At 48.5% G+C, this 12,155-nt stretch carries 10 protein-coding genes; all 10 read left to right on the top strand.

All coding sequences use genetic code 11. The features are described from left to right. Window positions 1-17 precede the first annotated feature (17 nt). The 10 genes from C825_RS26600 (at window position 18) to C825_RS26555 (ending at window position 12,099) form a co-directional block, all read left to right on the top strand. Entirely contained in the window at window positions 18-1,490 is a 1,473-nt protein-coding gene (locus C825_RS26600; protein ID WP_010800798.1) for a UDP-N-acetylmuramoyl-L-alanyl-D-glutamate--2,6-diaminopimelate ligase, read from the top strand. Window positions 1,491-1,566: 76 nt separating this feature from the next. Continuing rightward, window positions 1,567-2,826, top strand: a complete 1,260-nt coding sequence (gene mraY / locus C825_RS26595) for a phospho-N-acetylmuramoyl-pentapeptide-transferase (RefSeq protein ID WP_044215089.1) — start codon at window positions 1,567-1,569, stop codon at window positions 2,824-2,826. 15 nt (window positions 2,827-2,841) lie between these two features. Then, entirely contained in the window at window positions 2,842-4,176 is a 1,335-nt protein-coding gene (murD, locus tag C825_RS26590; protein ID WP_010800797.1) for a UDP-N-acetylmuramoyl-L-alanine--D-glutamate ligase, read from the top strand. A 170-nt stretch (window positions 4,177-4,346) separates the two neighbouring features. Further along, the gene (locus C825_RS26585; RefSeq protein ID WP_009859913.1) at window positions 4,347-5,651 is read left to right on the top strand and encodes an FtsW/RodA/SpoVE family cell cycle protein; all 1,305 of its coding nucleotides are present in this window, start codon (window positions 4,347-4,349) and stop codon (window positions 5,649-5,651) included. Then, entirely contained in the window at window positions 5,648-6,757 is a 1,110-nt protein-coding gene (gene murG / locus C825_RS26580; RefSeq protein ID WP_010800796.1) for an undecaprenyldiphospho-muramoylpentapeptide beta-N-acetylglucosaminyltransferase, read from the top strand. The genes C825_RS26585 and murG overlap by 4 nt, the downstream gene beginning before the upstream one ends. A 10-nt stretch (window positions 6,758-6,767) precedes the next feature. Continuing rightward, a complete protein-coding gene (murC, locus tag C825_RS26575) occupies window positions 6,768-8,153 on the top strand; it encodes a UDP-N-acetylmuramate--L-alanine ligase (protein WP_010800795.1) in 1,386 nt (461 codons plus the stop codon). Further along, window positions 8,150-8,878, top strand: a complete 729-nt coding sequence (locus tag C825_RS26570) for a cell division protein FtsQ/DivIB (protein WP_009859910.1) — start codon at window positions 8,150-8,152, stop codon at window positions 8,876-8,878. The genes murC and C825_RS26570 overlap by 4 nt, the downstream gene beginning before the upstream one ends. Window positions 8,879-8,883: 5 nt before the next feature. Next, window positions 8,884-10,227, top strand: a complete 1,344-nt coding sequence (gene ftsA / locus C825_RS26565) for a cell division protein FtsA (RefSeq protein WP_010800794.1) — start codon at window positions 8,884-8,886, stop codon at window positions 10,225-10,227. A 30-nt stretch (window positions 10,228-10,257) separates the two neighbouring features. Next, entirely contained in the window at window positions 10,258-11,625 is a 1,368-nt protein-coding gene (gene ftsZ, locus C825_RS26560) for a cell division protein FtsZ (RefSeq protein WP_010800793.1), read from the top strand. Window positions 11,626-11,646: 21 nt separating this feature from the next. Then, window positions 11,647-12,099, top strand: a complete 453-nt coding sequence (locus C825_RS26555; protein WP_010800792.1) for a GatB/YqeY domain-containing protein — start codon at window positions 11,647-11,649, stop codon at window positions 12,097-12,099. The last annotated feature ends 56 nt before the right edge of the window (window positions 12,100-12,155 follow it).

Raw genomic sequence — 12,155 nt, 5'->3', positions numbered from 1 at the left:
CCGTAAACAGATAGAATATGGAACTGAAGAAATTGATTCATACGTTGGATGTACTGGAAGTCGTAGGAACAGATGATGTAAAAATCGCAGGTATCCAGTCTGATTCCCGTAAGGTGGAAGACGGCTTTTTGTTCGTGGCGGTAAGAGGCACGGCAGTCGACGGTCACGCTTATATCGACGGAGCCATTGCCAAAGGTGCCGTAGCGGTAGTCTGCGAGGAAATTCCATCCCTTTCGGAAGAAAATGGAAATCCTTCCGGGAGAAATGTCATTTTCATCCGGGTGAAAGATTCGGCGGATGCATTGGGTAAATTGGTTTCGACCTGGTATGACAATCCTTCGGATAAACTGACGCTGGTGGGCGTTACCGGAACGAACGGCAAGACGACTATCGCTACCTTATTATATGAAATGTTCCGTAAGATGGGACATAAGGTAGGCCTGCTTTCAACTGTATGCAATTACATTGATGGCGAAGCGATTCCGACCGATCATACGACACCCGACCCGATCACCCTTCACAGCCTGATGGCACGGATGGTGGAAGCCGGATGCGAATATGCTTTTATGGAAGTCAGTTCCCATTCGATCGACCAGAAACGTATCAGTGGTCTTTCGTTCGACGGTGGTATTTTTACCAACCTGACACGTGACCATCTGGATTATCATAAAACAGTAGAGAATTATCTGAAAGCCAAGAAGAAATTCTTCGACGACCTGCCAGCTGATGCTTTCGCACTGACGAATGCCGACGACAAATCAGGCCTGGTAATGCTTCAGAATACGGCAGCAAAGAAGCTGACCTATTCATTGCGCACATTGGCTGACTTCAAAGGAAAGATTCTTGAATCGCACTTTGAAGGAACCGAGATGATTATTAACGGCCGTGAGGTGGTTGTCCACTTTGTAGGCCGATTCAATGCTTACAACCTGCTGGCTGTTTACGGGGCTGCCGTTTCTTTGGGCAAAGACCCGGAAGAGACGCTGATTGTGTTAAGCACGCTTCATTCGGTTTCCGGCCGCTTTGAAACGATACAGTCTCCGAAGGGTTATACGGCTATTGTCGATTACGCCCATACGCCGGATGCTTTGACGAATGTGTTGAACGGTATCGATGAGGTACTGAATGGCAGAGGCCGCATCATCACCGTGGTGGGTGCCGGAGGAAACCGTGACAAAGGCAAACGTCCGTTGATGGCAAAGGAAGCCGCCAAGCTGAGCGACCAGGTCATCCTGACTTCTGATAATCCTCGTTTTGAGGAACCGGACGATATCATCAACGATATGGTGGCCGGACTAAGCAAGGCGGATATGGAACGTACGCTCTGTATCACCGACCGCATGCAAGCCATCAAAACGGCAGCCATGTTGGCGAAGAAAGGCGATGTGATCCTTGTTGCCGGCAAGGGACACGAAGATTATCAGGAAGTAAAAGGTGTGAAACATCATTTTGATGACCGCGAAGTAATAAGAAATATATTTAATAGTTGACAATTGACAGATGATAGTTGACAGTTAAATGTTCATCACAAATAACTGTCAACTGTCAATCGAAAACGAAGTTTTTATGTTGTATTATCTTTTTAATTATCTGGATCAGCTGGATCTCCCTGGGGCGGGGATGTTTAAGTACGTATCATTCCGTTCCGGACTGGCGTTGATCCTCTCTTTGTTCATCTCGACAGCGATCGGCCGCCGTATCATCGACCGTTTGCAATTATTGCAGATCGGTGAAACCGTGCGTAATCTCGGACTGGAAGGACAGATGAGTAAGAAAGGTACGCCGACAATGGGAGGTATCATTATTATCATTGCCATTTTGATCCCGACATTGCTTTGCGCCAAGCTGAACAATATTTATGTAATCCTGATGATGGTGACGACCGTCTGGCTGGGTGCTCTCGGTTTTGCTGACGATTATATCAAGGTCTTCCGCAAGAATAAGGAAGGGATGCACGGCAAGTTCAAGATTGTCGGACAGATCGGTCTGGGACTGATTGTCGGACTGGTGTTGTTTATGAGTCCGGATGTTGTGATAAAGGAGAATATGGAAGTGCGCCATGATAATGTAATTGAAGAAGTACATTATCATACGGTGGAAACCAAGTCGACCAAGACAACGATCCCGTTCCTGAAGAATAACAACTTTGATTATGCCCAACTGGTCAGCTGGGCGGGCGATTATAAGGAAGAAGCAGCGTGGCTGGTATTTGTGCTGATGACTATTTTTGTGGTGACGGCCGTTTCAAACGGGGCGAACCTAACCGACGGGTTGGACGGACTGGCTGCCGGAAGTTCTGCGATTATTGGGGTTGCTTTGGGGATATTGGCTTATATGTCGTCTCACTTCGAGTTTGCTTCCTTCTTGAATATCATGTTTATTCCGGGGGCGGAAGAACTGGTGGTCTTTGCTGCTGCCTTTATCGGGGCGACAGTCGGTTTCCTGTGGTATAATTCATATCCGGCACAGGTATTTATGGGTGACACGGGTAGTTTGACGCTGGGAGGTATTATAGCTGTGTTTGCCATAATTATCCGTAAAGAGTTGCTTATCCCGATTCTTTGTGGTATTTTTCTTGCTGAAAGTATTTCGGTGATGGCACAGGTTGCTTACTTTAAATATACAAAGAAGAAGTATGGCGAAGGTCGTCGCATATTTAAAATGACGCCATTACATCATCATTTCCAGAAAGCTGGGAATGCTGGTATACAGGCGTTGATACAAAAACCGTTCAATGTAGTGCCCGAATCGAAGATCGTGGTGCGCTTCTGGTTGATCGGTATTATTCTGGCGGTTATTACGATCGTCACATTGAAGATGAGATAATAAATATATATAAACGTGGAAAGAATTGTTGTATTAGGGGGAGGAGAAAGCGGTGCAGGTGCTGCCGTATTGGCGAAAGCGAAGGGATTTGACGTGTTCGTTTCCGACTTTTCGTCTATCAAACCCAAGTATAAGGAGATGCTGGACACCCACGGAATCCGTTGGGAAGAGGGACGGCATACCGAAGCCGACATTCTGAATGCCGACGAGATCATCAAGAGCCCGGGAATACCCGACAAGGCTCCGATCATCCAAAAGCTGAAAGCGCAGGAGACGCATATCATCTCTGAGATCGAATTTGCCGGACGATACACCGACTCGAAAATGGTCTGTATCACCGGTAGCAATGGGAAAACAACGACCACCATGCTGACCTACCATATCCTGAAAGAAGCCGGACTGGACGTCGGGCTGGCAGGAAACGTCGGTAACAGCCTGGCCTTACAGGTCGCAGAAGAACCGCATGCGGTCTATGTCATCGAACTGAGCAGCTTCCAGTTGGATAACATGTACGACTTCAAAGCGGATATAGCTATCTTGCTGAATATAACGCCCGATCATCTGGACCGTTATAATTACGAGATGCAGAATTATGTGGACGCCAAGTTCCGCATTATTCAGAACCAGACGTCTGAAGATGCATTCATCTTCTGGAACGACGACCCGATCATTGCCCGCGAGATCGCTAAGCGCCATCCTGCGGCTACTCTTTACCCATTCGCCGAAACACATGAAGACGGCGTGAAGGGATATACGGATAATAAGCAAATAGTAATTGAAACCTCAAACGGAACATTTACAATGGATCAGGACTTATTAGCATTAACGGGTACACATAACCTGTACAATTCGTTGGCTTCGGGTATCGCCTCTAAGGTGGTCGATATCCACGATGAGAATATACGGGCTTCACTGAGTGACTTTACCGGGGTGGAACACCGCCTGGAAAAGGTTGCCCGTGTACGCGGAGTAGATTATATCAACGATTCGAAAGCAACAAACGTAAACTCTTGCTGGTATGCCTTGCAAAGTATGACTACCAAGCTGGTACTGATACTGGGCGGGACAGACAAGGGGAACGACTACTCCGAGATTGAAGAACTTGTGAAACAGAAAGTACGTGCCTTGATCTTCCTGGGTGTCGACAATGCCAAGCTGCATGCCTTTTTCGATGGGAAAGTAGCGCAGATAGAAGATGCCCGCTCGATGGAAGAAGCGGTAAGCAAAGCGTATAAAATGGCAGAAAAGGGAGATACGGTCTTGTTATCCCCGTGCTGCGCCAGCTTCGACCTCTTCAAGAGTTACGAAGACCGTGGCGACCAGTTCAAGGCCTGCGTACGCAGTCTTTAATTTCCGGTTGTCGGAATAACGCTTTTCCGATGGTCGGAACAGTGCTCTTCCGATAGGTGGAACAACGCTATTCCGATGGTCGGAACAGTACTCTTCCGGTCATCGGAAATATAAATATCGGGAATCCGGAGATTGCCGTAGTTTTAATTTGAATAAAAGACAAGTATAGAATGGATCTGGCAAGTAAATTATTTAAGGGCGACCGGGTGATATGGATCATCTTCATGTTCTTGTGCCTGATTTCGGTTGTTGAGGTGTTCAGTGCCACGAGTACGATCGCCTACAAGAATGCGAATCATTGGGCGCCGATCGTTCGTCATGCCACTTTTCTGCTGGGCGGGTTTGTGCTGGTTTTGCTGTTGCACAATGTCCCGTGCCGGTTCTTTCCGGCGTTTATATTGTTGCTGCCCGTCTCGGTGCTGATGTTGCTTGTCACGCCTTTTGTTGGGATCAATGCCAACGACGCGCACCGCTGGCTGGAGATATTCGGTATACAGTTCCAGCCTTCGGAGTTTGCTAAGTTGGCCTCCATTGTGTTTATCGCCTTCCTGCTCAGTAAGCGGAGTCGTTTTACCGACGACCAGATATTCAAATACATACTGATCGGGGTGGGAGTGACCTGTGTGTTGATTCTTCCGGAAAACTTTTCGACGGCGTTTATGCTGTTCGGGGTCTGTTTCCTGATGATGTTCATCGGCCAGTTGCCATTGATGAAGTTGGGGAAGCTGGCGGGTGTCCTGATATTGGCACTTATCTTGTTTATCGTTTTGCTGCGGTTTACGCCGGCAGGGGTGACCCAATATTTGCCGGACCGTTTCAGTACCTGGCAGGGACGTTTGGAGCGTTTCTTCGACGGGCATGAATCGGATACCGACGAGAACGGAGTATATAAGATCACAGACGATAATTACCAGGTCTCCCATGCGAAGATCGCGATTGCACGCGGAGGAGTGTTCGGACAGTTGCCCGGTCATGGTCAGCAGAGAGATTTTCTTCCGCAGGCCTATTCCGACTTTATTTATGCGATCATTATTGAAGAATTGGGTGTGGTAGGCGGCGTATTCGTGCTGATGCTTTATATCATGTTATTGGTGCGAGTCGGGATGATTGCGCGAAAGTGCGAGAAAGCCTTTCCCAAATACCTGGTGCTCGGGTGCGGCCTGTTGATCGTCGTGCAGGCGCTTGCCAATATGGCGGTGGCCGTCAACCTGATACCGGTAACCGGTCAGCCGATGCCGTTGGTCAGCCGTGGTGGTACTTCGACGGTGATATCCTGTATTTATTTCGGGATTATCCTGAGTGTAAGCCGTTTCGGAGCCAATATGGGTAATGAGGAAGATGAACTTCCGGAAGAAGATGAAACCGAAGGCGCCGGTGCAGTCCCAGCCATCACGGAGGAAGAAATCTCCAACTGGGTGCCCGACACACAGCCTGAAACAGAAGAAGTAGTAACAGAGACAAAATCAAGAGAATGAAGGAACAGTACCGTATAATAATAAGTGGTGGCGGAACCGGAGGACATATCTTCCCGGCTATCTCCATTGCCAATACCTTCAGGAAACGTTTTCCTGATGCGGAAATCTTATTTGTAGGTGCGGAAGACCGGATGGAAATGGAAAAGGTTCCGGCTGCCGGCTATGAAATAGTAGGTTTACCGGTGAGTGGTTTCGACCGTGCCCACCTGCTCAACAATATAAAAGTGCTCAACCGTCTGCGTAAAAGCCTCGGACTGGCGAAGAAGACGATCCGCGAGTTTCGTCCGGACATTGCAGTGGGAGTGGGCGGCTATGCCAGTGGCCCGACGTTGTGGATGGCGGCTTCGCTGGGCATCCCGACCCTGATACAGGAGCAGAACTCTTATGCCGGAGTAACCAATAAATTGCTGGCAAAGAAAACATCGAAGATATGTGTCGCCTACGACGGTATGGAGAAGTTCTTTCCGGCCGACAAGATTGTGATTACCGGAAACCCTGTCCGCAAGGATCTGGAAGAAGCGACCGACAGGAAAGAGGAAGCGCTGGCTTTCTTCGGTCTTTCTCCGGAAAAGAAAACGATACTGGTAGTCGGCGGTAGCTTGGGAGCCCGCACGATCAACCGCAGCATACAGGGCGACCTGGATAAACTGTTCGCTTCCGATGTGCAGGTGATCTGGCAGACTGGGCGTTATTATTACAGCGAAGCCACCAAGCATCTGAAAGCCTATCGCGGCATGCCCATCTGGTGCTCCGACTTTATCACCCGTATGGATTATGCCTATTCGGCTGCCGACCTGATCATCTCCCGTGCCGGAGCAAGTTCTATTTCTGAACTTTGCCTATTGAAGAAACCTGTCATCCTGGTTCCTTCCCCTAACGTGGCGGAAGATCATCAGACAAAGAATGCCATGGCTTTGGTAAACAAAGATGCAGCGATCATGGTTTCAGATAAAGATGCTGAACAGCAACTGGTAACGAAAGCCCTGGAGGTTATCCACGATGACAAACGTCTGGCTCAGTTGAGTAGTAATATCGAACAGTTGGCCCAGCATCAGAGTGCAGACCGTATTGTCGATGAGATAGTAAAGATTATAGAGAAGAAATAAAGAAAACGATATGAATATAAATACGATAACGGCTGTTTATTTTGTCGGAGCCGGAGGAATCGGGATGAGTACCTTGATCCGTTACTTCCTTTCAAAGGGAAAACAAGTAGCCGGATATGATAAGACTCCGTCCGACCTGACCGCACAGTTGAACCGTGAAGGTGCCGTTATTCATTACGAAGATAATATCTCCCTGATACCGGATGCTTTTAAAGACTCGGCTAAGACTTTGGTTGTCTATACGCCCGCCGTTCCCGAGACGCATACGGAGTTGGCCTGGTTTTGTCAGAATGGTTTTGAGATCATGAAACGTGCCCGTGTCTTAGGCGAAATCACCAACTGTTCGCGTGGCCTTTGCATTGCCGGAACACATGGTAAGACAACGACCTCTTCCATGCTTGCCCACCTGCTGAAACAATCACATGTCGATTGCAATGCTTTCCTGGGAGGTATCCTGAAGAACTATGACAGTAACCTGATGTTGTCCGATAAAAGTGACCTGACCGTGATTGAGGCAGACGAGTTCGACCGCTCTTTTCACTGGCTGACACCTTATATGGCTGTCATCACTGCCGCCGACCCGGACCATCTGGATATCTACGGCACGGCAGAAGCCTATCGTGAAAGTTTCGAACATTTCACCTCGCTGATTCGTCCCGACGGTTGCCTGCTCATGAAGAAAGGCATCGACGTAACGCCCCGGCTGAAAGAGGGTGTGAAACTCTATACTTATACCGGAGCAGAAGAAGCTGATTTTTATGCTGAAAACATCCGTATCGGAAACGGTGAGATCCACTTCGACTTCGTTGGCCCGGATATCCGTATTGCCGACATTCAGCTGGGTGTTCCTGTAAAAGTAAATATAGAGAATGGGGTTGCCGCTATTGCCCTTGCCTGGCTGAACGGCGTGACTCCGGAAGAAATAAGAAAAGGCATGGCATCCTTTGCTGGTCCGAAACGCCGTTTCGACTTCCATCTGAAGAAAGATGCTATCGTCCTGATCGACGATTATGCCCACCACCCCGCCGAACTGGCTGCCAGCATCCAATCTGTGAAGGAACTTTATGCCGGACGCAAGGTAACGGGCATCTTCCAACCGCATCTGTATACCCGGACACGCGACTTTGCTCCCGACTTTGCCGCCAGCCTGTCGTTGTTGGACGAACTTATCCTGCTGGATATTTATCCTGCACGTGAAGAGCCTATTCCGGGGGTGACTTCGGAAATCATATTCGATGCTGTCACCATCCCAGCCAAGAAGCTGATTCGTAAAAGCGAACTGCTCGACCTGGTGGAGAAGGAGGCAGATACGTTTGAAGTTGTATTGATGGTTGGAGCCGGCGATATAGACCGGCTGATCGAACCTGTTAAACAAATATTGGATAAGAAATTGTGATTCGTATAGTTTCCATAGTAGTCGCTACACTGTTGTTTTGTTACATCGTGTTTGTATCCTTCTTCTTCCGTGAAATGAGGCAGGATAAGGTATGCCAGGACCTTCAGGTCGTGGTGAAAGACAGTCTCGATAAACATTTTGTAAGCGAAAGCGATCTGGTGACGATCCTTAAAAAGGCTGATCTGAACCCGATCAAGAAGCCTATGGATGCTATCAACACCGACAGGATAGAAACCGAACTCAAAAAGAACGAAATGATTGCCCGTATCGAAGCCTATAAGACACCTTCGGGAATCATAAAGCTGGAAGTTGAGCAAAAAATACCTATCTTGCGTGTGATTAGCTCCCGGGGAAACTTCTACGTGGATAACCTCGGCACAACGATGCCGGTCAGTTTCCGTTACGTCGCCGATGTCCCTTTGGTAAGTGGATATGTCGAAAAAGAGCTGGCGGTAACCGACTTATACAAATTTGCATTATTTTTGCAGGAGAATGAGTTCTGGAATAATCAGATAGAACAGATTTATGTTCATCCTGACAACGAAGTGGAACTGATTCCCCGGGTGGGAAACCACCGTATTGTACTGGGTACTTTCGACGATTTCCAGGAAAAGCTGGATAACCTCCGGCTCTTCTATGACAAGGTCATACCGAAAGTCGGTTGGGAGAAATACAGTATAATAAATTTAAAATACAAAGATCAGATTGTTTGTACTAAAAGATAGATGATATGGCATACACAGACTTTATAGCAGCCATCGACCTTGGCTCTTCTCACATGGTCGGTATGGTAGGAACGAAGAGCCCGACGGGAGCTCTCTCGATTATTGCCTACGAAGTTGAGAACTCCGCTACCTGTATACGAAGAGGATGTGTATATAATGTGGAAGAAACAGCAAATAAGATCAAACGACTCATCCTGAAGCTGGAAAATAAACTTGGCGGTGCCCGCATCGGAAAGGTTTATGTTGGCATCGGCGGGCAGTCGCTGCGCTCTATCGACCATACCGTTCCCCGGATATTGGGTACCGACGGGGTGGTGACGGAAGAGGTCATCAGCGGCCTGTATGAGGAATGCCGCAATTATCATCCGGATATGCTGGATGTGCTGGCTGCCGTTTCTCCTACCTATTTTTTAGACGATAAACCTGAACCTAATCCGGTTGGCATTCCCTGTACCCGGATTGAAGCTCGCTATAAGCTGATTGTCGGACGGCCTTCGTTGAAACGTTATGTAATCAACAGTATTGCCGACCGTGCCAGAATAGAAATTGCTGACATTGTCGTTTCGCCGCTGGCCCTGGCCGATGTGGTGTTGACCGACAATGAAAAGGACCTGGGCTGTGCCCTGATCGGTTTCGGTGCCGGAGTGACTACGCTGACGGTCTATAAAGCCGGACAGCTGGTGAACCTCTCCGTCATTCCTTTCGGAGGCCATTTGATTACCCGCGATATCACCAGTCTCCATCTGGTAGAAGCCGAAGCAGAACGTGTAAAGCTGACCTACGGCAGTGCCCAGATGGAGAAAGATAATGACTTGAGCATTCAGGTAAGTTCTGCCGATGGTATGGGATTGCGTGAGATCAAACTCGCCGACCTCAATAATGTGATCGAGGCGCGTATGAAGGAGATTCTCGAAAATGTATATGCCCGCCTTGAAGCAACCGGCCTGATAAACTCGCTTGGTGCGGGTATCATCATCACCGGTGGTGGTGCCGCTCTGAAGAACCTGCCGGAGGTGATCCGCGAACGTCTGAAGATGGACGTGCGCTACTCTGCCGTGCGTAAGGGTATCGTGGAAAGCGGGGAAATGATTGCCAACAATCCCGAATATGCTGTTGCTGTCGGTTTGCTGGCAAGAGGAGCAATAAACTGTGCCCTTTATATACCGCCTAAGATAGATCCTATACCGGAGAAGAAAGAAGAGCCGGTTGAGGAAGAACCTAAAAAGACTCCTGAGCCACCTAAGAAGAAACCGGAGAAGAAGAAAGGTCCCGGCTTGTTCGGACGCCTTACTAAAAGTATAGACACGTTTGGTAAGGGTTTGTTTGATGACGAAGACGATATAAAGTAACAACAGCGAATGTAATAAAACCGGAAGACAATGGACGACACAATATTAAGTTTCAATTATCCGACAGATACTCCTAAGATCATCAAAGTAATTGGTGTTGGAGGCGGTGGTGGTAACGCTGTTACCCACATGTACAAAGAAGGTATACATGATGTTACATTCGTTCTGTGTAACACCGACAACCAGGCACTGAACCGCTCGGACGTGCCGGTCAAAGTGCCTCTGGGGCGTAACATCACCCAGGGACTGGGAGCCGGAAACAAACCCGAACGGGCCATGATGGCTGCCGAGGAAAGTATGGAAGATATCCGCAAGATGCTGAGCGACGGTACCAAGATGGTCTTTATCACTGCCGGTATGGGTGGTGGTACGGGAACGGGAGCCGCTCCGGTAATCGCTCGTTTTGCCAAGGATATGGGAATACTGACGGTCGGTATCGTTACAATCCCCTTCGTCTTTGAAGGTGAACGCAAAATCATCCAAGCGTTGAACGGGGTGGAAGAGATCAGCAAGAACGTGGATGCCCTCCTGGTTATCAACAACGAACGTCTTCGTGAAATATATTCCGACTTGACCATGACGAATGCTTTCGGAAAAGCCGATGATACCTTGACCATTGCCGCTAAGAGCATTGCCGAGATCATCACTCTTCCGGGTATTATCAACCTCGACTTTGCCGATGTCAATACCACTATGAAAGATGGTGGCGTAGCTCTTATGAGTAACGGTTTCGGTGAAGGGGAAGGTCGTGTGCGCCAGGCAATAGAAGATGCTCTGAACTCTCCGCTGCTGAACAACAACGACGTGTTTAATGCTAAAAAGATATTGTTCAACGTATCGTTTGGCGAAGAGGCTGAGCTGCGTATGGAAGAAATGAATGACGTACACGATTTCATGTCACGCTTCGGACGTGACATCGAAGTGATTTGGGGTACGGCAATCGACAATACATTAGGGACGAAAGTCAAAATGACTATCCTAGCCACCGGTTTCGGTATGGAAGACATTCCTCAGATCGCCGAAAAGCGTCAGATCGAGCAAGGCCGCATGACCGAAGAGGAACTGCGCCTGGAAGAAGAACGCCTGAACAAGGAACGTGCCGAAAAAGACCTGATCGACAAATATTACGGAGCTTCCGGTCAGCGTATGCGCCGTGTGGCAGCCCGTGCAAAAGCGGTTGTGTTGAATCAGGATGAACTGGACGACGATGCCCTGATCGCTCTGATCGAAGATAATCCTACTTATAACCGTGACCCGAAGGTGATTGCCCGTGCCCGTTCCAAAGTGATGGGTGACGAGATCCCGGTTTCATCTTCTGCGACAACGACTCCTTCGGCGCCGCGTAGCGAAGGGAAGAAACCCGATACGGGCGGTAAGCAGGTGATAAGTTTCCGATAATTCTTAAAAAAGAAATTAGATATGGATTTGTTTGAAAAAGTCAGCGAAGACATTAAAAACGCAATGAAGGCAAAAGACAAAGTTGCCCTCGAAACATTGAGAAATGTAAAGAAGTTCTTCCTGGAAGCTAAGACAGCTCCGGGTGCCAACGATACCCTGACGGATGCCGATGCGTTGAAGATTATTCAGAAGCTGGTAAAACAGGGCAAAGACTCAGCTGAAATTTATACTCAGCAAGGTCGTGTCGATCTGGCTGAAGCCGAACTGGCGCAGGTAAAAGTGCTTGAAACTTACCTTCCGAAGCAAATGACAGCCGAAGAACTGGAAGTTGAGGTAAAGGCCATCATTGCCCAGGTAGGTGCTGCCGGCCCGAAAGACATGGGCAAGGTTATGGGCGTAGCTTCTAAAGCCCTTGCCGGTAAAGCGGAAGGACGTGCTATCTCTGAAACGGTAAAACGTTTGCTGAATAGCTGATATTTAGAAAGAATTGAGCTATCCCCTTCCCGTGCTTGACACGGGATCGCAAAGGC

The organism is Parabacteroides sp. ASF519, from assembly GCF_000364265.2.
Classification (GTDB): domain Bacteria; phylum Bacteroidota; class Bacteroidia; order Bacteroidales; family Tannerellaceae; genus Parabacteroides; species Parabacteroides goldsteinii.
Note: the sequence above shows the minus strand (reverse complement) of the source record. Positions and strands in the feature narration are given on the sequence as shown.